Source organism: Alicyclobacillus macrosporangiidus CPP55 (assembly GCF_000702485.1).
Classification (GTDB): domain Bacteria; phylum Bacillota; class Bacilli; order Alicyclobacillales; family Alicyclobacillaceae; genus Alicyclobacillus_H; species Alicyclobacillus_H macrosporangiidus_B.
Map to the genome: position 1 here is coordinate 1,908,431 of NZ_JNIL01000001.1, position 22,906 is coordinate 1,931,336.

Here is a 22,906-nt window from a genome sequence, read left to right on the forward strand (position 1 = left end):
CTCATCCGAGGCTGGAAAACAACGCCTGCAACGCCCTCTGCTGGGCTGCCATCTGCGCCTGGTACTGTTGCAGTTGCGTAAATTCTTGCACCATCATCTGCTCCTGCGATGTGGCCATATCGTAGATCTGCTGCTGCTGTCGTTGCACACTCTGGATTTCCGCAGAGTACATATTCTTTTCTGACTGGGCAATTCCTGTATATGTACTGCTCAGCGAACCCTTGGGGTTCAGGGTGTTCACCTGGCCCGTGAGGTTTGTCAATAACCCATTCAGCCGCGCGGCCATCCCCTGAATGAGGGCCTGCACCTCATTGGGATCGTTCTGGAATGCGGTGGTCAGGGCCGTCGAATCTACCTGCAAACTGTTGGTCGAACCGGGTGTGGATCCAATCGATCCGTTGGTGATGCCAATGCCGAACACGGATTGTTGTGCGTATTGCGAGGCTCCCGGAACAGGATCCAAAACCGCGTTCATGTACTGTAACGCCAGCGACGACATGGCCGGATCCGCCTCCAGGTCGCCCCCTTTACCCGTCAGCTGTTGCAGGGTGTTGTACAGGGTATTGAAGTCGGTGACGAACGCGTTGACAGCTTTGGTCAACGCAGTCGTGTCCTGACTCACGGTAATCGTGGCGGAATAGGGAGGCGAACTCGAAGACCCTCCTTCCGATGGATCCTGCAGCGTGAAACTCACGCCCGGAATAGCATTCTGCACGGTGGGCGATGGACTTGTCTGTTGAGCCCCATTCACTGTGTAGGTCCAGGGCTGTCCCGCCTGAGCGTTCGGTGCCACCGAAGCATTGCTGGTTAAACCAAGCGCTTGTCCGAGGTTGCCGGTGAGGTCCTGCACTGTAATCGGTTGCGACGTGTTCGAGGTCAACGTCACGGTGTCGGTCAACGGATTGTACGCTGCGGTTACGCCCGCCTTGGACGAATTAATGCGTGAAATGACCGATTGCAGCGTGTCGGTGCTGGTGTTGTAAGAGATGGTAACGCCGTTGATGGACAACTGACCGGCCGTTGTCGGCGTCAGCGCCTGCCCAAAATTGGAACTCCCGAGATACGTGTTCAACTGCACATGCCCGACAATCCCGCTGACAACGGGGTTCGATTGGGTGGTCGATTGGCCCGCCAGGCCCACCACCTGCAAGAAGTTACTGGAATCCCCTGCACTGCCGAACACCACATTCAACCCAGAGGGAGCGGTTACCGTGATCTTGTTTCCGGATAAGGACCAGCTGACTCCGGTGATGGCGTTGGATCCGCTGTTCGGATCCGATCCGCTGGTGGTGCCCAACAGCGCGTTCATGATGGATTGAATCGTGTCCGAAGCTGTGACGGTATGCGTATATGTCGTCCCTCCGACCGTGGCGGTCAAGGTGCCCATCGTCACCGGTTGGCTAAACTTTTGAGCGGTGACCGCATCGGTCCCGGAGGCGGAATTTCCGATTTGAAAACCGTTCCCGGAGGTTAACTTCGCCACCTGTCCCGGGGTCCAACTGATGGTGTACGTTCCGGGAACCGCGTTGCTGCTTGCAGTGGCTGTCAGATACTCTGAATCCACACCGGAAACGGAGGTGGTGTAGGCCTGAAATGTCTTTACAGACGCCAGCGTGACGAGGTCGTTCTGCACCTGTTGTGCAAGACTGGATACGTGCGACCAGTCGTCCGACTTCTTCTGCAACGTTTGAATGGTTTGGTTAAGAGCGTCCCCCGGTGCACGGTTGATCTGGTCCAACTGAAGAATGATCTGGGAGTAATCGATCTGCCCGGACATCAGCGACAGGGACTGCATCCCCCCAAGGTTGATGGACATCCCTCATCCCTCCTGCACCGAGAAAAGTAGGCGGGCGAGGGCGCCCGTTCCGCGCCCCGCCGCCCAATGCTCCATTAACCCAACAGCTTGAGCACCATACCGGGCATCTGGTTGGCCTGCGCCAACATCGAAATACCGGCGTTCACGAGGATCTGCTCCTTCGTGAAGTTGGTCATCGCGGCTGCCATGTTGGTGTCCATGATGCGCGAACGTGCTGTAGACAGGTTCGTGCTTTCGGTCTGCAGATTGCTGACCGCAAAATTCAGGCGGTCTTCCACCGCACCGACCGTGGCGCGGAACTTCGACACGGTGGAGATTGCCGTATCCAGAATCGACACCAATGCGGATGCTGCCGCCTGCTGTGAAGCCAAGCTGGTAAGGGCGGCTATATTGTTAATGGCGGTCGCGGTGATGTTCAGAGCTGTCGCCGTCATGGTGGCGGCATTGGCCTTCAGAGTAATCACCTGCGTACCGGAAGCCAGGGAGCCTACCTGGAATGTGATTCCTCCATTCGCCAAACCGGTCAACAGCGTCTGCGTGTTAAATTGGGTGGTCTGCGCTGTCCGCGTGATTTCCTGCTGAATCTGCTGCAATTCGGCCACAATTTGCGAGCGGTCCGCCGTCGTTTCCGTACCGTTGGCGGCTTCCAGTGCCAATGTGCGCATGCGCGCCAACATGTCCTGGATGCTGCTCAGACCGCCTTCCATCGTTTGCAGCATGGACAGGCCGTCCTGCGCGTTTTGAGCCGCGCGGTTCAGACCGTTGATCTGGTTCAGCATCTTCGTGGCAATGGACAGGCCCGCAGCGTCGTCCGCCGCGCTGTTGATCTGATAGCCGGACGACAGTTGGTTCGAGACCTTCTGCAGGCTCGACTGGCTCTGGTTCAAGTTGAACAACACGTTCAGAGCCGTCACGTTGGTGTTGATCGCGAAGCTCATGACTCTGCTCCTCCCTTAAAAGAAGATGTGTATGTCCAACAAGCCTTGCGGCTTGGCGGGACCAACCTTAATGCGTATTACTCAAAACATCCGCCAGAGTCGGAAGAATCAGGTGCTGACCGGTTGCAAGAGCGGCCATATACACCGTCTGCTGTGTGGTGAGCTGGCTAATTACCTGGGCCAGATCCGCGTCCTCCAGCTTGCCCTTCTGTTGCTGCAACAGATTGGACGCCTGCGACAGCTGCGTCTGTGCAGCCTGTACCAGCGTCATCCGTCCGCCGAGGTCGGACCGCATAGCAATCACCTGATTGATGTTTGCATCCAGATCGGATAGATCCGTGCGCAGACCATTCATATCCCCATTGGCAAGGTCTGCCTGAATCTGCTGGAGCACGCCGGAGTTGGGTGGTGCCCCTGCACCGCCCGTGGCCAGGAGTCCTTTGCTGGCCCCCGATGGAGCGGTCGCGAACAGGCTTTCCCCGTCGACGTTCACCGCGACCGTGACGCTGCCGCCGATGACGACCGTGCGTTGATTGGAGTTCCCCTTCCACGTGGCACTGCTGGTGTCCCAAGGCGCCTGGGTGCCGTTGGTGCCAGCGAAGATATACTGGCCGCCATCGGACGTATTCGCCACATTCGCCACGGCCGCCGTCTGTTGTTGGACGACGGCGCAGATCTGGTTCAAGTCCTGCGCAGTATTGGTACCGTTGAGAGCCTGCACGACCTCGGTCCGAACCTGTCCAAGGATGTTTTCCAAGGTGCTCAGGGCGGCGTCGGCAGTCTGCATCTGGCTAAGAGCTGCTCCCGCGTTGCTCGACCATTGAGAAACCTGGGCCTGCACTGTCTGGGTCTGGATATCGGCCGCCATGGCCACCGGATCGTCCGAGGGTTGGTTCAGCTTGCGGCCTGTCGAGAGCTGCTGCGACAGGTCCTGATATTTGGACACGATCTGGTCCAAATCACTGAGATACTGCGCATTCATCCCAAACGTGGTCACTCTCATCACGCGTCACCTCCCCGTCAGCGTCCGTCACACCTGCTGAATCAGCGTTGACAGCATTTCGTTGAAGACTGCGATGAAGTGGCTGGCCGCCTGGTAGGTTTGCTGGTACTCAATCATGCGGGCCATCTCTTCGTTGATGTCCACGCCGCGGACGGACTGGCGGAGGTTGCTCACCTGCGTCGTCAACGACGTGAATGTCTGATTGCGCTGATTCGCCGCCTGGCCGTCGGTGCCCAGTCGGGTGACAATCCCGTTATACGTCACGACCGCCCCACCACCGGCACCCACAACGTCGTAATCGGTCATCAGATTGGCGATGGCCTGCGCGTTGTCCCCGTCTGTCTGGTCCGCGCCGCTGTTGGAGTTCGGTCCTGCCGCAGGCAACCGTTCCAAATGGTCGGCGGTAAAGTTGGTCGAGTCGACCTGGATGTCACTCGCGGACGTGCCGGTGAACAACTGCGAATACTGCTGGCCGTCGAGGCCGTACCCTTGCGCGACCTGATTGTTCACCGCGGTCATGAATTCCTGGGCCAGCGTGTTCAGTTGGTCCAGCACACCACTCGTGCCGTCTGCGTTCTGGATGTACTGCGCCATGTCGTACAGGCTCCGCAACTGACCGGCGCTGTCCAGTAAATCTTGGACGCTGACCGTGTTGGTGGTGGCGTCGCTCGGGCTCGCCGAAATGATGTTCCCGTTTACAGTCCCGCCGGAGACCATGCTCACTGGTATAGGAGACGTATTGTTGAAGCCGCCCGTCGCGTTCGCACGGATGTACACGCCGACATCGACCGATCCATCGTTGTGGTACGTGACGTCCAGTTTCGCGTACTGGGACAACTGATCCAGCAATGCATCGCGCTGATCCAACAAGTCGTTCGGCCCGGAAGAGGTCGACGTCCCTGAGGAACCATTGATCCCGTTCTGGCTCGCCAACACTATCAACTGCTGGTTCACAGCCGCCAGGTCGCCGAGAAGCGTATTGAACTGGTTGACAGCATCAGTTTCTTCCGTTTGGTAACGCGTGTAATTCTGTTGCAATTGACCGGCAGTAGTCCGGAAAGCACCGGCGACCTGTACGCTGGCCTCGTAGACAGCCGCCCGCGCACCCATATCCGACGGTGACTGCGCGAGTTGGTTCCAGGCGTTGAAGAAGTCCTGGAGGCTCTGGCGGAGAGTGGTCCCGCTGGGCTCATTGAACACCTGCGCCACCTGGTTCAACTCCGTGCTCAGCGTCTGCCAGTACGACTGCTGGGTGTTGTTGTCCCAGTACTGCTTGTCCAAAGACGTATCGTCGATTCGGATCTGGCCGCGGGCGTTTACACCCGTTCCGATGTATGTAACATGGTCTGTATAGACCTCCAGGGACGGCAGAGTCTCATTGTCCACCACCTCGCGCGCGTAACCCGGTGTATTCGCGTTCGCGATGTTGTGCCCGGCAGTCTCGACGCCCAACATGGACGATTGAAGCGCGGACAGGCCGATTTGCAATGGCAGAAACGTGGAGGGCATGTGGAACCTCCTTCACACGAAGTCAAACCAAGTAGGTTGCTCGCGTCTTTCCGGACGCGGCCGCGTCCCTTTGGCGGTGATACAGCAGGCGGACGGCGGCATCCGCCAGATCCATCCCCTGTTGAAGCAATTCCAGCACATGTCGAAGCCGGTCTTGGAGTTCTGGAGCACAGCGGCGGAGTTGTTCACGCACGTCCAAATCGTGTTTCGCCACTTCCGCCAGCTTCGAGACGCACGCCTGTTGTGCCACGGTCAGTCGCTGTACTTCCGTAACGTCATGTGCCAACACCGCACGCTCCATCCGCACCAACAAATCTTGCAACTCACTCACGAGCGATGTTGTCATCCAGGACACCGCTCTCTTGAATGCGTTGTGCCAATTTCTGCAAATCTATCGAATACTGCTGGGACTCCACGCGAGCCTTCAATTCGGCAATCTTCTGCTGCCGCTCTGCGCTGCGCTTCGCTATGTTCGCATCGAGGGAATCGGTCTTGACAGGCTCCGGAGAAACGGGCCGGAACTCTGGTCCGTTCATGTCATCCCCTCCTTCCGCCGTCCATATCGGACGATCGGGGCGAAAGTGACCTTGTCAAATTCGGTCAAATTCCAGCGTTACTGTTTATTTCGGCCGAATACACAAAAATACGACGCCGGTAGGCGTCGTTTTCGTCGATTTTCGTAGAATTGTGTTCAACGGGCACGGGCACGGAGGAGCGAACCACGAAGGCTCTTGAGTGCACCGTGATAGATTGTATTCACGCGGCTGCGCGAAAGCGACAGCACTTCGGCTGTCTCGGTGAGACTGAGCCCCTCGATGAACACCATCGCCAGCACCAACTGTTCTTGCTGCGACAACTTGGCCAACGCGCGGTTCAACGCGGCCACCTCAGCAGAGCGCAACACAGCCTCTTCAGGCTGGATTACCGAATCGTCCACAATCCACTCATGCCGCTCCTCCTGATCGAGCGAAACGCGGGTGACAGCCTGAGTCTGGGTGGAATAGGCGGCGTAGGCCTGTCGTTGCCGTTGCCGGCTGTAGCGAGACTGTTCATCCATGCGGCGCAGTTCGTCGAAAATGGCACCCCGAATCCGAACACGGGCGTAAGCATCAAACGGTACCGCGAGGTTGGGGTCGTATGCGCGAATGGCTGTCCACAGTCCCTCCATCCCTGCCGCGCGCAGATCATCCAAACAGATGTGAGGCGGAAGTCTGCGCTTGACTTGATGGGCCACCCGATCCACGAGGTGAAGATAATTGACGAACATCTGCGTTTCTGAATCCCTGTTGTCACAACGCAGCCAGTTTGCTTTCTCCCCAGAGATGTGCGGGCTCATCGGCTGCCTCCTTCATCGAGAACGCACGGACTGCGCCGTAACACCTTGCCGAGTTAAGAAATGCGCGTCGAGTAGATGACCCGGCGCATGCGCTTGAAGACTGACGGCTATGGTCACGTCTTCCAATGCATGCATCTATTACCCCATCTTGTGTTTATTATACTTGCCCCTGCATACTCCCACCACACCGACTTCCGGACTCGTGAACCCGCTTGCGCAGGGTCTCCATATCCCTGTGCACGCCGAGGAGGATTTCCTTATAGACCTCTCTGTATTGTGCAACCTCATCCTCAAACGCGTTTCCCGTCAGCTCATCGAAGATGTTCACGATTCTATCCCTATACGCACGCGGGATGATGCGGACTTCGCTCGTCGTGGCGAAACATCCTCTATTTACATATTTACATCTCGTTGGCATATGCACCAGATAACTGGGCGGATCAGGGTGATGACGGAGATCGTCTTCACCCCCTACGCCCGCTCGTGCAGTTCGCGCCGCAACACCTTGTTGGTCGCCGTGCGCGGGAAGTTGCGGGCGAACCGGTCGCGGCGCGGACGCTTGTACTCCCGGAGGCTGTCCCGAATCTGCCAGAAGCCCAGTCGGGGTGGCTCTGTGGACTGCCATATAAGGGGTGGTTTCTCACAATCGGGGCCCCGACTATGGGCGTCTATTTCAAGAGACTCCAATCCTCCAATCCTCGGGACCAGGCCAAAGGCCACGCGTCGGTGGTGTGCCGAGGTACGTGTGCTATCATTCAGACAGACGACAGGATGGACCGGGGACGATATGCCGGAAGTGAGGTGCAACGATATGCAGGTGAATGTGGCAGGCCGCACCCTCCGATTGGTTCAAGGCGACATCACCGAACAGGATGTGGATGCCATCGTCAACGCGGCCAACAAGACGCTGCTCGGGGGCAGCGGCGTGGACGGAGCCATCCACCGGGCGGCGGGGCCGGAGCTGCTCACCGAATGCAAGCGCATCCGCCAGGAGGTGCTGGGCGGCGCGTACGTGCAGACGGCCCAGCCGGTGATGACCAACGGTTACCGGCTCAAGGCCCGGCACGTCATTCACGTGGTCGGGCCCATCTGCGGTATCGATCCGAACCCGGACCGCCTCCTCGCGGCGGCCTACCGGAACTGCCTCCAGTTGGCGGCGGAAGCGGGGTTGAAATCCGTCGCCTTCCCGTCCATCAGCACGGGGGCGTTCGGATGCGATGTGCGCTGGGCATCGCGGATTGCGCTGGGGACCATCGTGGATTTCCTTCGTGGCAGCGGAGATGCGGCTGGGGCAAGCGAGAAGGACGCAGCCGAGCGGATCGAGAGGGCCGGGATGGGTGAGGCAAAGGCACGGGACGCAGCCACCAGCCACCATGGGCCGGGCGGGATCGCGGAGGTCCGGATGGTGCTGTTCACGCGCGCCGACTACGACGTGTACGCCGAGGCGCTGCGGGCGGTGTTGGCGGAGAGCTGAGCAACGCGGCATGCGGAGCCGCTTACACGGCTGAGCCTCGCGGGTGGCTGAGCCGCGTGGCAGGCCGAGCTCCCTGGAGAAAATCCGGGCCCCGTGAGCCCGGCTGTCACGGCTCGAAGACGTCGCGCAGGTCCACCGACACGCTGTCCAACACGCCGGCTGACACCACATCCTCCACGCCGTAGACCGCCGGCGCTGCCATCGGGCCGCCGGCCGGGCCCTCGAACCGGTACACCTCCACCGTTTGGTGCATCGGATCGACCAGCCAGTACTCACGCACACCCTTCTCCCGGTACAGGTCGCGCTTAACCGATTTATCCTTGACCGCCGTCGACGGGCTGAGCACTTCAATCACCAGATCCGGCGCCCCCACGCACCCCTTGTGCTGAATCTTCGCCGGATCGCAGATGACCGTGATGTCCGGCTCGACGTAATCCCCGCTCGCCTCGTCCAGCCAGACGCCGAACGGGGCCACATATGCCCGGCACGTCTTTCCCTTCAGAAACGCATAGAGTTGTGCATAGATTGCGCCGACGATCCGCTGGTGCGGCTCAGCTGGCGGCGGAGATAGGTCGTACACCTTGCCGCCAATGACCTCGTACCGCTCTGGCAGCGCCTCGCGCACCTGATCTAGGTCCATACGCCCACCCCCATCCAATCTAGGTCCCCGTAAGCTCGTAAACTGGTGATAGGACACCGTCCGCAGACCGGTACCCTGCTTGAGGAGGCGGATCGACGGCGCGAGACGCGGGGCCTGTCACGCTCTCTTGCCACCAGTATACGGAAACGATTCCGGCGGTTCCAGGGCCCGTTTGCAGCGAACAGGGCGTCTGCCTTCAGCCATCCGTCCCTGTCAACAAGCGCTTGTCCCGGCATGTCATGATACAAACCAGAAAGGAGGTTGACACCCATGAAACCGTGTCCCCCGATCGTATGTCCGCCGGTTTATGTCTATCATGACTGCTACGTTTACCGCGAGCAGCCGGTGGTTCAACCCGTGATCCATGTGCAGCGCAACGTCATCGTCAACGTGCCCAGGTACTACACGCAGCCTGCCCAGCAGCAGGTGACGATCGATCCCGGTTGTCCCGGTTGCCAGACACCGCATCGCCCCTGATCGCGGTTTGGCACGCGTCAATTCCCGCGTCTCGTGAAGCGCCCGGGCCTGGTGCCGATGGGGCCACGAAGGTCCAGAGCTCGTGGGCCGGGTGGCCCGTGAGGCTCACCAGGTACGGCAGGCCCGGGCCGCTCAGCTCACCGTCCCCGCTGACTCCCTTCATCGAACCTGGCCCAGCGCGAGCGGACCTCTCCAACCGGACGCCCCTGTCCCGGAGCGGGTCCTCGGCACGAGTTCTTGCACTGGCACCCCCCGCAACATGACCTGGTGGATTCACCCGCGCGGCCGCAGCCCAGCCTTGCGCAGGTGGTACTGCAGGTTCTGCCGCGTGGTCCCCAGTTCCCGCGCCGCCGCCGAGATGTTGCCCCCGTTGCGGGCGAGTACGTCCGCCAGAACCGCCCGCTCGTATCCAGCCAGTCGATCCCGCAGGCGCCCGCGTCTCTCCGCTATGGAGCCCACGCCTGCCGTGGCCGGTGCTTCGGCTTCTCCCTCGAACCGCCTGCGCAGGTACAGGGGCAGGTGGTGCATCTGCACCCACTCCTCCCCCTGGACCAGGTTCATCGCCCCTTCAATCGTGTGCTCCAGCTCGCGCACGTTGCCCGGCCAGTGGTAGCGCAAAAACGCCCGCATCAGATGGGGCGCCACCCCTTGCACGTTGAGCCCGAAGAGCCGGTTGTACTTGCCGATGAAGGTGCGCACCAGCACCGGCACATCCTCCATCCGCTCGCGCAGGGGCGGCAGCGCCAGCGTCACGACGCTCAGCCGATAGAACAGGTCCCGCCGCAGACGCCCCGCCGACAGGGCGTCCAGCGGATCGTCGTTCATCGTCGCCAAAATCCGTACGTCCACCCGCCGTTCCTTCGTGTCGCCTAGGCGCCGCACCGTGCGCTCCTGCAGGACGCGCAGGAGCTTCGCCTGCAGCACCGGGCTCATGGCGTTCAGCTCGTCGAGCAGCAGGGTCCCGCCGTGGGCCTGTTCAAACAGGCCGGGCCGGTCGATCGCGCCGGTGAACGCGCCCTTCGCAGTCCCGAACAGGATCCCCTCCATCAACGCCTCGGGCAGGGCCGCGCAGTTCTGCGCCACGAACGGTCCCGCGGCGCGCGGGCTGGCCTGGTGAATGCTCTGGGCCAGCAGTTCCTTGCCGGTCCCGGTCTCCCCGACAATGAGGATGGAGGAATCGGTGCGCGCGGCCCGCCGCGCCTGCTCCACCACTTCGTCCATCGCCGCACTGGCGCGGATGATGGCATCGAAGGTGTACCGGGCCCCGGTTCCTGCCGCCAGGTGCTCCTGCAGCCGCTCCACCCGGGTCACGTCGTGGGCAATTTCCACCGCGCCGACGACGTGATCGCCCATCCGGAGGGGATACGTGTGGTTGATGGTCGTAATGCGCGTCCCGTGGCTGTTGAAGTAGGTCTGGCGCACGTTGCGGGTGACGCGCCCCTCCCGTACCGCCTCCAGGAGGGTGCTCCCGTCCGTCTCCTGGAACCGGAACACCTCCTGGATGGGCCGCCCCAGGACGTCCTCCGGCCGCATCTGCTCCATCGCCGCCATCTTCGCGTTGTAAAACACCGTCCTTCCTTGCGCGTCGACCACGTGCACCCCTTCCTCCAGGTGATCCAACAGCTGCGCCACCAGGGTTCGCCACGCTTGCCAGTCTTCCATCGTCCGCCCTCCGTTTCCGGTTCCTCCTTCCAGGGTAAGCTCGATTGGTTGCCTGTGCAAACTCTGTTTGCGCGCATGCGGCTTTCTGCGCAAATTCGGTTTGCGCAAGGGATGCCACGTTCGAGTGAACCCGCACAGCTGCCCCTCGCACCGCCCGGCTCCGCCCTCCGCCCGGGCAGATCCCTCCCTCCGCGCATCCGATGGGAGATGAACGGAGGGAGCAGGATGAAAGTGATCTTCCTCTCAATCAACACCACCGGCAGCGCCGAGATGGTGGTCACCGCCGGCAGCAGCATGGACCCCGACATCGTGATCGCCGATCTCCTCGGCCGCACCGTCGCATACGCCCTGGAAACCATCCTGGCGCGAGGGTACCGACTGTGTTTCGTCAGCGACCACACCCTCGTATTGGCAAAGGACGACCGCCCGCGGCAAGCCCGCCGGAGGCCGCGCTGACCCCGCCGCGGGCTGACCCATCCTTGGCATGTTTCTTGCTCATACCGTGTGTCTGCAGGCCGCCATTTGGAATACTATGGGCGGCTGGCTTCATCCAGAGGAGGAATCGGACATGCAGACGCAATCCCCCGCGTTGCGGTTAGAAGAACAGTACGGTGCCAAGAACTACCACCCGCTGCCCGTGGTGCTGGTGCGCGGCGAGGGCGTGTGGGTGTGGGACGACCAGGGCAACCGCTACCTGGACATGCTCAGCGCCTACTCGGCGCTGAACCAGGGCCACCGGCACCCGAAAATTATCCGGGCGCTCAAGGAGCAGGCGGATCGCATCACCCTCACCTCGCGCGCCTTCTGCAACGACCAGCTCGGCCGATTCTACGAGAAACTCGCCCAGTTGACGGGCAAGGACATGGTCCTGCCGATGAACACCGGCGCCGAGGCGGTGGAGACAGCCGTGAAGGCGGTGCGCCGGTGGGCGTACGACGTCAAAGGCGTGCCCGACGGGCAGGCGGAGATCATCGTCTGCCAGGGCAATTTCCACGGCCGCACGACCACCGTCATCTCCTTCTCGTCGGACCCCGAGTACCAGCGCGGCTTCGGTCCGCTCACGCCCGGGTTCAAGGTCATCCCGTATGGAGACATCACTGCCCTCCGCCAGGCCATCACGCCGAACACCGCCGCGTTCCTCGTGGAACCCATCCAGGGCGAGGCCGGCATCGTCATCCCGCCGGACGGCTACCTGCGGCAGGCGTACGAGCTGTGCCGCGACCACCGGGTGCTGTTTGTGGCCGACGAGATTCAGACCGGCCTCGGCCGCACCGGCAGGATGTTCGCCTGCGACTGGGAAGGGGTGAAGCCGGACGTGTACATCCTCGGCAAGGCCCTCGGCGGCGGGGTGTTCCCGGTGTCCGCCGTCGCCGCAAGCCGGGAGGTGCTCGGCGTGTTCGATCCCGGATCGCACGGGTCGACCTTCGGAGGCAACCCGCTCGCGTGCGCCGTCGCGATCGCCGCCTTGGAGGTCATCGAGGAAGAGGATTTGCCCGGGCGATCCCGCCGGCTCGGCGAATCCTTCCTGACGCGCCTGCGGACCCTGCACAGCCCCGTCATCCGCGAGATCCGCGGGCGGGGGCTGTTCATCGGGATCGAACTGCATACGAAGGCCCGGCCTTACTGCGAGCGGCTGATGAAAGAGGGCCTGTTGTGCAAGGAGACGCATGAACACACCATCCGCTTCGCACCACCGCTCGTCATCGACGAGGAGACGCTGGACTGGGCGTTCGAGCGGATCGAACGGGTGTTGAACGACGCCTGCGAGGGAGGGATCCGAGGATGAAACCTGTCCGCATCATCGGCGTGCCGTCTGACTACGGGCAGGGCCGGCGCGGCGTCGACATGGGGCCGAGCGCCATCCGCTACGCCGGACTGCGGGAGAATCTGCGCCGCATGGGCATCGACGTGATGGACCTCGGCGACGTCCCCGTCCCGACACCGGAGACGCGCCACATCGACAACGAGAAGCTGAAGTACCTCGACGAGGTGGTCGCCGTCTGCACGGCCCTGTGCGAACGGGTGCGGGAGGTGGTCGCCGCGGGCCAGATCCCGCTGGTATTGGGGGGCGATCACAGCATCGCCATCGGCAGCCTGGCCGGCGTCGCGGCGGCCGGCAAGCGGTTTGGCGTCATCTGGTTCGACGCCCACGGAGACATGAACACGGACGAGACCACCCCGTCCGGCAACATCCATGGCATGCCCCTGGCTGCGAGCCTCGGCCTCGGCCACCCGTCGTTGACGGAACTCTGCGGCCCCGCGCCGAAGGTGAAGGCGCAACACGTGGTGCTCGTCGGCGCTCGCTCCATCGATCCCGACGAGGCCCGCCTCATCCGCCAGTCCGGCATCACCGTGTTCACGATGGCCGAGATCGATCGCCTCGGCATGGGCGCGGTCATGGAACAGGCCATCCGCATCGCGGGAGACGGCACGGACGGGATTCACCTCAGCCTGGATCTGGACGCGATCGATCCGATGTTCGCCCCCGGCGTCGGGACCCCGGTCAACGGCGGGGTCACCTACCGGGAGGGCCACCTGGCGATGGAGCTGCTCGCCGCCTCCGGACGCCTCCTGTCCGTCGACGTGGTCGAGGTCAACCCCATCCTCGACCACCGCAATCAGACCGGCCGCATGGCCGTGGAGCTGGTGGAGTCGCTGCTCGGCAAGCGCGTGATGTGACTGATCATCGCGCCCTCTTCATCCTCCGCCGCACCGCCACCCCGAAGGCAACGGCCGGGCCTGTCGATCCCCCGGCCCGGCCGCTCCGCCACATTCCAAGCGTACGCCAGAGGCCGACGCCCAGAAAGAGCACGGCGCATCCCTCGAACAGGACCGTTCGTCATCGTGTGGATCTTTGTGCTATCTTTTGTGTCAAACACAGCATCCGCACAGTCAGTCGCACTCGCATTTCCCCAATCAGGCGTTGTCCGTGAGGAGGCGTTGCACCGTGAAAAACCAGGCGATTCTCTTGGCCAAACGTCCGGTCGGTCTGCCGGGTCCGGACACGTTCCAGTTCGTGTCTTCCGACATCCCCGAGCCGCGCGAGGGCCAGGTGTTGATCCGGACCCTGTGGCTCTCGGTCGATCCGTACATGCGCGGCCGCATGAACGACGTCAAGTCGTACACGCCGCCGTTTCCCGTCGGTGAACCCATCCGCGGCGGCGGCATCGGCGAGGTGGTGGCATCCCGCCATCCCGCCTACCGCCCGGGAGATCTGATCACTGGCGATCTGCCGTGGCAACTGTACACCCTGTCGGACGGCCGCGGCATCCGCCCCGTGGATCCAAACCTCCGCCCGGTGACCGCCGCACTCGGCGTCGTCGGCATGACGGGGCTGACGGCCTACTTCGGCCTCCTGGAAGTCGGCCGGCCGAAGCCCGGGGAGACGGTGGTCGTCTCCGGCGCCGCCGGCGCGGTCGGAAGCGTGGCCGGCCAACTGGCGAAGATGAACGGATGCCGGGTCGTGGGCGTCGCGGGATCGAACGAGAAGATCCGGTATCTGACCGAGGAGCTGGGATTCGACGCGGGGATCAACTATAAGGCGGACGACCTCCGATCCGCCCTGCGCGAGGCCTGCCCGAACGGCGTCGACGTCTACTTCGACAACGTCGGCGGCGCGGTGACCGACGCCGTGCTGTTCCAGATGAACGACTTCGGCCGCATCGTGTTGTGCGGCCAGATCGCGGCGTACAATCTGGAGCGACCCGAGGTGGGCCCGCGCCTGTTCCCGCTGTTCGTGATGCGGCGGCTGCGCGCCGAGGGATTCATCGTCAGCGACTTCGCCCGCCGCTTCGACGAAGGGCTCCGCCGCCTCGCCGCTTGGCACCAGTCGGGGCGGCTGAAGTGCCGCGAGACGGTGGTGGACGGATTCGAGCGCCTGCCCGATGCCTTCCTCGGCCTGTTCCGCGGCGACAACATTGGCAAGCTCTTGGTAAAGGTGGCCGAACCGAGTCAACCGGCCCAGGCGTGACCCGGTGGGTCCGCCCTGCGGGGCAGCCCACGAGTGCCCCGCAGAGGCCCCGCAGGGGGGACCCCCGCCCGGTCAGCCTGACCCATCCGAAGAGGTGTCCACGGGAGGCGTCCCACGATCACGTCCAAGCCCAGGCATGAACCACCGGCACCGGGGTATCGAGCTCCAGCGCATCCGGACCCACCCGGCAGCGATAGGCCAACACGCGCACGCCGCAGTCCGCCGCCTCCTCCAGGGCGCGGGCGAACACCGGATCCATCGCGCCATTCGGCGCGAATGCCCGGGCGTCCTCGCGTTGGATGAGGAAGAGCACCGCAGCCTCGTACCCTTCCCGCACCGCGGCCATCAACTCGTTCACGTGTTTCGATCCGCGGCCCGTCGGCGCATCCGGAAACTTCGCCACGCCGTCCTCCACGAAGGTCACGCCCTTGACCTCGATGAAGCCCATTCTCCCCAAGGACCGGTACTGCAAATCGAAGCGAGAATGGCCGTACCGCACCTCCCGGCGAACGTCCGTCACTACGCCGAACTCGGGTATTCCACCCGCGGCCAGTGCGTCGCCCGCCACCCGGTGAGGCGCCTGGGAATCCACATTGACCCATCCGCTCGGAGCCCGAACGGCGATCACGGAGTACCTGGTCGCCCGCGTCCGGTCCTTCGCCGGCTCCATGGCCACGGTCGCCCCGGGTACGAACAGCTCCCGCAGCCGGCCGGTGTTCTTCACGTGGACCCGCAACTCTTCCCCGCCCAGGCGGACCCGCGCCACGAACCGGTTGATCCGTTCGATCCACTGCCCGTACACCACGCCGTCATACGTCACTCAGCTTCCCTCATTTCTGCGGTATGCGTCCTATCGAAACACCTGGTCACACATCGTCGCGCGGATCTGGAGCTCTTCCGCCATCCCCAGGGGAACCGCGGCCACCGTCCGCCGCCTGCAGCGTCTCGTTCAGTGAGTTGGTGAAAAAAGACACGATGTCCGGTACGTTGGGAAAGTGTCTGTCGGTCTTACACGCCCGGAGCGAGTACCGGCCGGCTGTCTCCCGCAACACGCCCGCGCGGACCATGGATTTGAGCGCACGGCGCACGGCACGGCGCGGGTTGGCGCGAAGATCCGCGGCCGCCTGCACGGGTTCAGGCAACTGCTCCAAGAAGTGCATGACGCCCCGTTCCACATCGGCTAGGGTGAGCCCCGCGGGGGCGCCGGCCGCGTGTGTCCGACCGGCCGCCACCAACGGGCGATGCGCCTGTGATTGGCCGCACATCCGCGCCGGGAGGGATTCCTCATCCCTGGAACCGGGCTGACGCGGGACCCCTGCCGTGAGGACATGCAGGATCACCTGACTGACAGTGATCACGCGGTGGGAGCGCAACATTTGGACGACATCCTGAGCCGGGGGCACGGGCACGATGCGCACCCAAACGCCGAGGCGTCGTCTGTATGCGAACGGATCGTATGAGATGGCGGCGATGTAATGTTGGCGGGCTGCGCGGAACAGCGGCTGATACGCCAGCCGGAACCGGTGCAGGAGGCCGTCATCGCTGTACTTGCCCTCCGGCGTGAGGAACAGGGTTCCGCCTGTCTCCACTTCCTTCAACAGATCGTTCACTTGTTCCGTCAAAACGGCGCGCACCGCCTCACGGACCTGGATTCGAACCTCGCGCCGCAGTGCGGTCAGCGAAGCGGGGCGTTGTGCCGCGTCGAAAGCGGCGGCGCTCCACAGTGCGGAGAGCCGGTCCTCTGGACGGAGGCCCAACTCCTGCAGAGCCTGCCCGGTAAACACTTCGCCGAGTGGCCGGTTTCCGGCCGCCTGCAGCACCTGATACCCGTAACTGGCCAAAGGGCGGGACAGCGGTTGGTTTTCTATCGGGCGCACGCCAACCGCGGCGAACAGGGGACCGAGGTTGACGCGGCGCAAGAAACGCTTGAGTTTGGGGAACCGCATCGCCAGGAAGCCCGGTTCAAACAGGCGCTGGGATGCCGCGTAATAGACGGGGTGCCGCCACGGTCCGGCTAAAGTCAGCCAGGCCGGCATGATCATGCCGTCGAGGTCGTGCAGGTGATTGGAGATGACGAGTGTCGATCCGCGCCGCCGCGGCAACCGGCCGTCGATGCGCACGCGGCATTGGACGAGCACAGCGGCCGCGACGATCACGGCAATCAACAACCGCAGCGGGACACCCCAGAGCGGGGACCGCGTCCGGGTCCCGACGCGCAGGACGGTCAGGCCGCCCAGTCCCAGGCTGACGCCCGCCAGCACAAACAAAACCTGGTACCCATGGCTCGGCCCCGCGAACCGCCCGAGCAGCCAGGCACCGACCACAGGAGCGATGACGGCGGGAAGGGTGGACGCGACGCCCCAGATGCCGAGATCGCGGGCGGTGCTGCTGGCGTCCGGCAGAACGTCCACCGTGAGCGCCCAACCGGTGGACAGGAAGGCGCCGTAACCGAAGCCGAACATCACGGCAAACGCGTACAGCCACGACGGCGACTGCAAGAACGCAAATCCGATGGCGGCAAGCGCCATTGGAGCGCCGGAGAGGGCCACCAGGTTGCGGCGCTGCATCCGATCCGAGATGCGACCCAGGTAGATGCTGGAGAGGACTGCCCCGAACAACGCCAGGGAAGCGACACCCGCAGTGCCTGCCGTTGGGTTGTGCATGTGCAGGACGTCTTGGAAAAAGTACATCACAAAGGTCATCAGCAGCGTCATGCCGAAGGTCACAAACGCCTGCGCCCAGAAGACGGTGAAAAAGTCACGCCGGTTGGCGGCAGGCGGGCGCAGGGCCCGCGTGATCGACAGTGGCCTGTTCCCGGCGTCCGAACGGTAGCCTCGTCGCTGTCCCCCCGTGGGTTCCCGTTCGATCCCGCTGGAGTCGGGCTCACGGACCCAGCACACCGTGACCAGCATCCCTGCCAACATCGCTACGGCCATGGCGGCGACGACCCTGCGCGGTCCCAGTATCCCCGACAAAACCAGCCCGCAGATGTTGCCCAGCAGCGTGGCGACGCCTTGTCCACCGGCCGCGACGCCGCGCGACTCCGCCGGAACCACGTCTGACCACAGGGCTTGGTACCCCGCAATGGTGATCCCTTGGCCGACAATCGAAAACAAAAACGAGATCACCCAAAGGCCGAAGTCATTGGTATCGTACATGCCAAAGAGCCCGAGGGCGTTGATCAGGCCTCCGTACAGAATGAACGGGCGGCGCTTTCCGCCACGCGCTTTGACCGAGTCGGACCAGATCCCGGCGATGAGCGGAAGCAGCATGGAGACGAGGGCGCTGATGGCGGCCAGTTGACCGAGGACCTGGGTGTGCCGAGGCCCGGTCAAGCGTTCCAAGGCCGCGGGCACGACGATGGTGAGCAGGGCCGAGGTGTGGAAGTTGAGCGAGAACGCATAGATGTTGACAGCATACACGTGGACAGCCATCGATTTTTGTCGCTCCGTAAGATGTACCAGCACGGTGCGGCAACCCCTTGGAAATCTTCTGAGCCGTCTTGCAGGATAACCAGGAACTGTTGCAACATACCGCATACTGCCACAACGTGTTTTGCTTGCTCTGGTATATTATAGGACCTCGTACGTTTATAGAACAATCGACCCCCAGCCAAATTCCGTATTGCAAAAACCACATGTCTGCGGTATAGATGGATGTGAGTGATTACTCACTTCAGGGAGTGGATGGCATGCTCGGCCAGGCGGATCGCACAGGGGAATGGGGAATCCAGGTCAGCCACGTGGATCGTAGGTTTGGCAAGAAACTGGTGTTGCAGGACGTCAGCCTTGAGGTCGAACCGGCGGAGGTATTCGGACTGTTGGGCCCCAGCGGATCTGGAAAGACCACACTCGTCAAGCTCATCGCCGGAATCGATAAAGCGACCAGAGGGACCGTCGTCGTCGGCGGCGTCAAGATGCCACGGCTCGACATGCTGGGGAAAATCGGATACATGGCTCAATCGGACGCCCTGTATACGGAACTGACCGCGAAAGAGAATCTGGACTTTTTCGCATCCTTGTTTGGCCTGCCGAACAAACAGAGAAAACGCAGAATCGAGGAAGTCATGGAACTCGTCAACCTCACCGATTCCATGAAGAAGCTGGTATCCGCTTACTCGGGCGGGATGAAACGACGGCTTTCCCTCGCCATCGCGCTGCTGCATCGGCCACACGTGCTGATTTTGGATGAGCCGACCGTCGGGATCGATCCCGCTCTTCGCGCGTCCATCTGGAACGAATTGCGAGCCATGAGCAAGGCCGGAACCACCATCCTTGTGACGACCCATGTGATGGACGAGGCGGAGAAATGTGATCGTTTGGGCATGCTTCGCGATGGACGGCTCCTTGCCGTTGGGACGCCAGACGAACTCAAGGCGCACACCCATTCCACGACAATCGAAGAAGCATTCCTCGCCTTTGGAGGTGGCCGCAGATGAGGATTCGCGCCCTGGCTGTCCGGATATGGCGTCAATTTCTGCACGATAAGCGCACCTTGATGCTCATGCTGGTGGCACCCATCCTGATCCTTACACTGGTATCTCTCGTCTTCAACGGAAGCCCCTATAAGCCGAAAATCGGCATTGTCGACGTCCCCGCATCGATCACGCAACGCCTGTCACAGGAGGACGTAAACCTGATTCCATATGCCTCAACGACCAGCGCACTCGATGCCCTGAAGACGCAGACCATCGATGCCTACATCAGTATTCAGAACGGAACGCCGGAAATTGTTTTGGAAGGGAGCGATCCGTCCAAGAACAAGGCCATTCTGCTTGACCTGCAGCGGATCGCACAGAGTTCTCCGGGAGGGCCGGCCGGGTATGTCCAGCCGAAGATCTCGTATCTGTACGGATCGGCCGACATGTCCTCCTTCGACAACTTTGGCCCAGTCCTCATCGGGTTCTTCGCCTTTTTCTTCGTATTTTTGGTGGCCGGGATCTCGTTCCTGAAGGAACGCACGACAGGCACCCTCGAGCGCCTCGTTGCTACGCCCATTAAACGCTGGGAGATCGTCGCAGGGTATGTCATCGGTTTTGGTCTCTTCACAACCATTCAATCCATTCTGATCGCCTGGTACTGTGTGGACGTATTGGGCATGATGATGAAGGGGATGCTCATCCATCTGTTATTGGTCACTTTGCTGCTTTCCATCACCGCACTCACGCTGGGGATCTTCTTGTCGTCCTTTGCCAACTCGGAGTTTCAGATGATGCAGTTCATCCCGCTCGTCATCGTACCGCAGGTGTTCTTCTCGGGACTGTTCAACATCGACACGATGGCGACGTGGCTCCGCTGGCTGAGCAAGATCATGCCCCTCTACTACGGCGCGGACGCCATGCGAAACGTCATGATTCGTGGCAAGTCGTTTGGCGACATCGCGGTGGATTTGGCTGTGCTTCTCGGGTTCTCCATCGTTTTCATGGTGCTGAATGTGTTGACGCTGCGCAAGTATCGGAAGGTGTAGCGGGTTCGTCCGTGGTTGCGCGAATAGTCTTCTCGCCCACAATGGACCGTTCTTGGGAGTGGACAACATGACCGACGAGATGGAACAGTGGCTGTCCTCACTTCTCCGTCTCATCGATGAAGACGAGAAGATGACCGAAAAGCAGATTCGAATCATTCAGGCCGCCGTGGACGCCTTTGCGGAAAAGGGGTACGCGTCGACGTCCACGGCCGAGATCGCACAGAAAGCCGGCGTGGCGGAGGGCACCATCTTTCGTCACTACAAGACAAAGAAAGACCTCCTCTTGTCGATTGTCACGCCGATGATGTCAAAACTGGTGGCACCGTTCGTGCTCAGGGACTTTGTTAAGGTGCTGGACACGGAATACCAACACTTCGAGGACTTCTTGCGCGCCGCCATGCGCAACAGGCTTGAGTTTGTGAAGAAGAATGCGCCGATTGTGAAGATCATGCTGCACGAGATCCCGTTTCATCCCGAGTTGCGAAATAAATTCAAGGAGGAGCTCTTCCCTCAGGTCGCCGAACGACTCAGGCGCATCATCACGCATTTTCAGGCTCGGGGGGAAATCATTGAGATGCCCCCGTTCGCGGTCGTGAGAATGAGCGCGTCGGCCGTCCTTGGCTACATTCTGACGCGATGCTTTCTTTTTCCGGAATACGACTGGAACGATGATGAAGAGATTGAGCGTGTGGTCAATTTTATCATGCACGGGTTGAGCCCTTGCTCAAATCGATCATTATCGATACATTGATGGCATGGACCTGATGTTGGCATTAAAGGCGTTGGCAAATCCGGTCCGCCTGCAGATCCTGAACTGGCTCAGAGAACCGCACCGCTACTTTGCCGACCAACAGGTGGGTGATTTGGACAACGACGGCGTTTGTGTCAGCGTGATCCAAAGACGGGCGGATCTCTCCCAGTCCACCGTATCCCAGTACTTAACGGATCTGCAGCGTGCAGGACTCGTACAATCCAAAAGGGTGGGCCAGTGGACCTATTACCGCCGGGATGAAGAGGGCATTCGCCGGTTTCTTGACGAATTGGAGCGGGCAATCGGTTCAGGGAAACCCGATTCGTCTTAGTGGAGGCGGCTTAGAAGCGTTTGGGGTAGATCGGTTTTCGTGGTCCATATATCGATATATCTCGAATTTTAAATTCGGTCAGCAGCATTCCAAGGGGGAGTGACTGATGTTCCATCCGCCGATCTCTTCGCACGTGACAGAAAGCCGGGGATACCGCCACATGTTTTCTCCGAAGAAACTCACGCTCGGCGTCTTCTTCCCCATCGAAGCCTTTCCCGGCGACGAGCCGACGATGCAGAATCAAGAACGGCTTGCCCGTCGCGCGGAGGAACTCGGGTTCGCAGCCCTGTGGGTGCGGGACGTACCGTTGCGCGATCCCAATTTCGGAGATGTGGGCCAAGTGTTCGATCCATGGGTTTACCTCGGCTGGATCGCGGCGCACACTCGGGAGATTGCTTTGGCCACTGGCTCGATCGTGTTGACGCTGCGCCACCCCTTGCACACCGCGAAGGCTGCGGCATCCGTGGATCAACTGTCCAGCGGGCGATTGGTGCTGGGCGTCGGTTCTGGCGATCGAATGGTGGAGTTTCCCGCCTTCGGGGTGCCTTTCGACGAGCGTGGTGAACGATTCAGGGACAATCTGCGGATATTACGCGAGGCCTGGTCCAGGGAGTTCCCTGTTCTCTCCTCTCAGTATTACGGTCACCTGCAGGACGCCGACTTGGTTCCGAAGCCGTCCGGGCGGATTCCCATTCTGGTCACTGGACACAGCCAGCAGAGCCTGGATTGGATCGCCAGGGAAGCAGACGGTTGGATCACGTATCCGCGGCCGCTTTCTGTGCAATCTCAGATCGCCAGCCGGTGGCAGGAGGCATTGGCGCAAGCGGCTCCGGGCCAATTCAAGCCGATGGTTCAGTCGTTTTATGTCGATCTCACAGAGGATCCCGATTTTCCGCCAGAACCGATCCACCTCGGATTCCGCGGCGGCCGCACGGCCATGCTGGCCTATTTGAAAGGACTGGAGCAGATCGGCGTGAACCACGTCATCTTCAATTTCAAGTACGGTCAACGCCCTGCGGACGAAGTATTGGAGGAAATCGGCGAGGAGATATTGCCGCTGCTGAAGTGATCCAACAACGGCGCCGGAAGGGGCGGTTCAAATATGCTGCTTCCTTCCGGACTCCTGTGTTCCTTCCGAGCTCCTGTGCGGTGAAGGCGCGCGGCGGAACTTCCTGTTCGCGATTCCGTTGGCCGAGCGAGAAGATTCTCGCCGTTTGACTGTGCGCTGTGGCCATTCCACCACTCTTTGCAATGAAGGCACATTCAAAACAAAAAGGACCATCCTTACTCAGGATGGTCTCTCGCCTTTTCATGGAGCGGGTGAGGGGAATCGAACCCCCGCGGCCAGCTTGGAAGGCTGGAGTTCTACCACTGAACTACACCCGCATGGTTTGAATCGTGACGAATCCAGGCCTGGATCCGCCGGCTCTGCACGGCCGAGTCCCACGCGAAAACCGTGGTGGGCCCACTAGGACTCGAACCTAGAACCAACCGGTTATGAGCCGGCCGCTCTGACCATTGAGCTATGGGCCC

The 22,906-nt window shown here is 61.6% G+C and carries 22 protein-coding genes and 2 tRNA genes; 11 read left to right on the plus strand and 13 right to left on the minus strand.

Features of this window, described 5'->3' with window-relative positions; genetic code table 11:
• Position 1: 1 nt before the first annotated feature.
• From fliD to N687_RS0109450, 7 genes are all read right to left on the minus strand, one after another.
• Entirely contained in the window at positions 2-1,816 is a 1,815-nt protein-coding gene (gene fliD / locus N687_RS0109420) for a flagellar filament capping protein FliD (RefSeq protein WP_029421621.1), read from the minus strand.
• A gap of 74 nt (positions 1,817-1,890) precedes the next feature.
• Positions 1,891-2,754: a flagellin gene (locus tag N687_RS0109425; protein WP_029421622.1), complete on the minus strand. Its 864-nt coding sequence runs from the start codon at positions 2,752-2,754 to the stop codon at positions 1,891-1,893.
• 67 nt (positions 2,755-2,821) lie between these two features.
• Positions 2,822-3,757 (minus strand): flagellar hook-associated protein FlgL, encoded by a 936-nt coding sequence (gene flgL, locus N687_RS0109430; protein WP_029421623.1) that lies wholly within the window; start codon positions 3,755-3,757, stop codon positions 2,822-2,824.
• Positions 3,758-3,784: 27 nt separating this feature from the next.
• Positions 3,785-5,266 carry a flagellar hook-associated protein FlgK gene (flgK, locus tag N687_RS0109435; RefSeq protein WP_029421624.1) on the minus strand — a complete coding sequence of 494 codons (1,482 nt, stop codon included), beginning with the start codon at positions 5,264-5,266 and terminating at the stop codon, positions 3,785-3,787.
• Between the two features lie 22 nt (positions 5,267-5,288).
• Positions 5,289-5,597: a hypothetical protein gene (locus tag N687_RS0109440; RefSeq protein ID WP_029421625.1), complete on the minus strand. Its 309-nt coding sequence runs from the start codon at positions 5,595-5,597 to the stop codon at positions 5,289-5,291.
• Complete coding sequence (locus N687_RS0109445; protein WP_029421626.1) at positions 5,590-5,802, minus strand: flagellar biosynthesis anti-sigma factor FlgM; 213 nt, start codon at positions 5,800-5,802, stop codon at positions 5,590-5,592. Before N687_RS0109445 ends, N687_RS0109440 begins: the two co-directional genes overlap by 8 nt.
• A 155-nt stretch (positions 5,803-5,957) precedes the next feature.
• A complete protein-coding gene (locus N687_RS0109450; RefSeq protein ID WP_029421627.1) occupies positions 5,958-6,602 on the minus strand; it encodes a sigma-70 family RNA polymerase sigma factor in 645 nt (214 codons plus the stop codon).
• A gap of 787 nt (positions 6,603-7,389) precedes the next feature.
• On the opposite strand from N687_RS0109450, the gene N687_RS0109460 reads away from it, so the two are divergent.
• Positions 7,390-8,076 (plus strand): macro domain-containing protein, encoded by a 687-nt coding sequence (locus tag N687_RS0109460; protein WP_231493448.1) that lies wholly within the window; start codon positions 7,390-7,392, stop codon positions 8,074-8,076.
• Positions 8,077-8,182: 106 nt separating this feature from the next.
• On the opposite strand, the gene N687_RS0109465 is transcribed toward N687_RS0109460, so the two are convergent.
• Positions 8,183-8,716, minus strand: coding sequence for a Uma2 family endonuclease (locus tag N687_RS0109465; protein WP_029421629.1), 534 nt, complete (start codon positions 8,714-8,716; stop codon positions 8,183-8,185).
• 270 nt (positions 8,717-8,986) lie between these two features.
• On the opposite strand from N687_RS0109465, the gene N687_RS0109470 reads away from it, so the two are divergent.
• Positions 8,987-9,193: a hypothetical protein gene (locus N687_RS0109470; protein WP_029421630.1), complete on the plus strand. Its 207-nt coding sequence runs from the start codon at positions 8,987-8,989 to the stop codon at positions 9,191-9,193.
• A gap of 273 nt (positions 9,194-9,466) precedes the next feature.
• Here the strand turns inward: N687_RS0109470 and N687_RS0109475 are convergent, their stop codons facing one another.
• The gene (locus N687_RS0109475) at positions 9,467-10,855 is read right to left on the minus strand and encodes a sigma-54 interaction domain-containing protein (RefSeq protein ID WP_029421631.1); all 1,389 of its coding nucleotides are present in this window, start codon (positions 10,853-10,855) and stop codon (positions 9,467-9,469) included.
• A gap of 225 nt (positions 10,856-11,080) precedes the next feature.
• On the opposite strand from N687_RS0109475, the gene N687_RS0109480 reads away from it, so the two are divergent.
• The 4 genes from N687_RS0109480 to N687_RS0109495 all read left to right on the plus strand — a co-directional run bounded on the left by N687_RS0109480 (position 11,081) and on the right by N687_RS0109495 (position 14,825).
• Positions 11,081-11,311, plus strand: a complete 231-nt coding sequence (locus N687_RS0109480; protein ID WP_029421632.1) for a hypothetical protein — start codon at positions 11,081-11,083, stop codon at positions 11,309-11,311.
• Positions 11,312-11,423: 112 nt separating this feature from the next.
• Positions 11,424-12,641: an ornithine--oxo-acid transaminase gene (locus N687_RS0109485; RefSeq protein WP_029421633.1), complete on the plus strand. Its 1,218-nt coding sequence runs from the start codon at positions 11,424-11,426 to the stop codon at positions 12,639-12,641.
• A complete protein-coding gene (rocF, locus tag N687_RS0109490; RefSeq protein ID WP_029421634.1) occupies positions 12,638-13,534 on the plus strand; it encodes an arginase in 897 nt (298 codons plus the stop codon). The genes N687_RS0109485 and rocF overlap by 4 nt, the downstream gene beginning before the upstream one ends.
• Positions 13,535-13,802: 268 nt before the next feature.
• Complete coding sequence (locus N687_RS0109495) at positions 13,803-14,825, plus strand: NADP-dependent oxidoreductase (protein ID WP_029421635.1); 1,023 nt, start codon at positions 13,803-13,805, stop codon at positions 14,823-14,825.
• A 118-nt stretch (positions 14,826-14,943) separates the two neighbouring features.
• Here N687_RS0109495 and sfsA read toward each other — a convergent pair whose 3' ends face one another.
• Positions 14,944-15,645, minus strand: coding sequence for a DNA/RNA nuclease SfsA (gene sfsA / locus N687_RS0109500; RefSeq protein WP_029421636.1), 702 nt, complete (start codon positions 15,643-15,645; stop codon positions 14,944-14,946).
• 46 nt (positions 15,646-15,691) lie between these two features.
• On the minus strand, positions 15,692-18,292 hold the full coding sequence (locus N687_RS0109505; RefSeq protein WP_029421637.1) for an MFS transporter: 2,601 nt from the start codon (positions 18,290-18,292) through the stop codon (positions 15,692-15,694).
• A 224-nt stretch (positions 18,293-18,516) separates the two neighbouring features.
• On the opposite strand from N687_RS0109505, the gene N687_RS0109510 reads away from it, so the two are divergent.
• The 5 genes from N687_RS0109510 to N687_RS0109530 all read left to right on the plus strand — a co-directional run bounded on the left by N687_RS0109510 (position 18,517) and on the right by N687_RS0109530 (position 22,442).
• Positions 18,517-19,263, plus strand: a complete 747-nt coding sequence (locus tag N687_RS0109510; protein ID WP_051663114.1) for an ABC transporter ATP-binding protein — start codon at positions 18,517-18,519, stop codon at positions 19,261-19,263.
• A complete protein-coding gene (locus tag N687_RS0109515) occupies positions 19,260-20,291 on the plus strand; it encodes an ABC transporter permease (RefSeq protein ID WP_029421639.1) in 1,032 nt (343 codons plus the stop codon). Before N687_RS0109510 ends, N687_RS0109515 begins: the two co-directional genes overlap by 4 nt.
• Before the next feature lie 67 nt (positions 20,292-20,358).
• Positions 20,359-21,042, plus strand: a complete 684-nt coding sequence (locus N687_RS0109520) for a TetR/AcrR family transcriptional regulator (protein WP_156040097.1) — start codon at positions 20,359-20,361, stop codon at positions 21,040-21,042.
• A 4-nt stretch (positions 21,043-21,046) separates the two neighbouring features.
• Complete coding sequence (locus N687_RS0109525) at positions 21,047-21,373, plus strand: ArsR/SmtB family transcription factor (protein ID WP_029421641.1); 327 nt, start codon at positions 21,047-21,049, stop codon at positions 21,371-21,373.
• Positions 21,374-21,479: 106 nt separating this feature from the next.
• A complete protein-coding gene (locus N687_RS0109530) occupies positions 21,480-22,442 on the plus strand; it encodes an LLM class oxidoreductase (protein ID WP_029421642.1) in 963 nt (320 codons plus the stop codon).
• 243 nt (positions 22,443-22,685) lie between these two features.
• Here the strand turns inward: N687_RS0109530 and N687_RS0109535 are convergent.
• Together N687_RS0109535 and N687_RS0109540 are read right to left on the minus strand one after the other, a co-directional pair.
• A tRNA-Gly gene (locus tag N687_RS0109535) sits at positions 22,686-22,759 on the minus strand.
• A gap of 71 nt (positions 22,760-22,830) precedes the next feature.
• Positions 22,831-22,906, minus strand: a tRNA-Ile gene (locus N687_RS0109540).

Excerpts from the sequence above, each read along its gene's own strand:
- fliD (WP_029421621.1), bottom strand. The coding sequence starts at position 1,816 with ATGTCCATCAACCTTGGGGGGATGCAGTCCCTGTCGCTGATGTCCGGG.
- flgK (WP_029421624.1), bottom strand. The coding sequence starts at position 5,266 with ATGCCCTCCACGTTTCTGCCATTGCAAATCGGCCTGTCCGCGCTTCAA.
- N687_RS0109450 (WP_029421627.1), bottom strand. The coding sequence starts at position 6,602 with ATGAGCCCGCACATCTCTGGGGAGAAAGCAAACTGGCTGCGTTGTGAC.
- N687_RS0109530 (WP_029421642.1), top strand. The coding sequence starts at position 21,480 with ATGTTCCATCCGCCGATCTCTTCGCACGTGACAGAAAGCCGGGGATAC.
- N687_RS0109425 (WP_029421622.1), bottom strand. The coding sequence starts at position 2,754 with ATGAGCTTCGCGATCAACACCAACGTGACGGCTCTGAACGTGTTGTTC.
- N687_RS0109475 (WP_029421631.1), bottom strand. The coding sequence starts at position 10,855 with ATGGAAGACTGGCAAGCGTGGCGAACCCTGGTGGCGCAGCTGTTGGAT.
- N687_RS0109460 (WP_231493448.1), top strand. The coding sequence starts at position 7,390 with ATGCCGGAAGTGAGGTGCAACGATATGCAGGTGAATGTGGCAGGCCGC.
- N687_RS0109480 (WP_029421632.1), top strand. The coding sequence starts at position 11,081 with ATGAAAGTGATCTTCCTCTCAATCAACACCACCGGCAGCGCCGAGATG.
- N687_RS0109525 (WP_029421641.1), top strand. The coding sequence starts at position 21,047 with ATGGACCTGATGTTGGCATTAAAGGCGTTGGCAAATCCGGTCCGCCTG.
- rocF (WP_029421634.1), top strand. The coding sequence starts at position 12,638 with ATGAAACCTGTCCGCATCATCGGCGTGCCGTCTGACTACGGGCAGGGC.
- N687_RS0109515 (WP_029421639.1), top strand. The coding sequence starts at position 19,260 with ATGAGGATTCGCGCCCTGGCTGTCCGGATATGGCGTCAATTTCTGCAC.
- N687_RS0109485 (WP_029421633.1), top strand. The coding sequence starts at position 11,424 with ATGCAGACGCAATCCCCCGCGTTGCGGTTAGAAGAACAGTACGGTGCC.
- N687_RS0109510 (WP_051663114.1), top strand. The coding sequence starts at position 18,517 with ATGCTCGGCCAGGCGGATCGCACAGGGGAATGGGGAATCCAGGTCAGC.
- flgL (WP_029421623.1), bottom strand. The coding sequence starts at position 3,757 with ATGAGAGTGACCACGTTTGGGATGAATGCGCAGTATCTCAGTGATTTG.
- N687_RS0109470 (WP_029421630.1), top strand. The coding sequence starts at position 8,987 with ATGAAACCGTGTCCCCCGATCGTATGTCCGCCGGTTTATGTCTATCAT.
- N687_RS0109465 (WP_029421629.1), bottom strand. The coding sequence starts at position 8,716 with ATGGACCTAGATCAGGTGCGCGAGGCGCTGCCAGAGCGGTACGAGGTC.
- N687_RS0109445 (WP_029421626.1), bottom strand. The coding sequence starts at position 5,802 with ATGAACGGACCAGAGTTCCGGCCCGTTTCTCCGGAGCCTGTCAAGACC.
- N687_RS0109520 (WP_156040097.1), top strand. The coding sequence starts at position 20,359 with ATGACCGACGAGATGGAACAGTGGCTGTCCTCACTTCTCCGTCTCATC.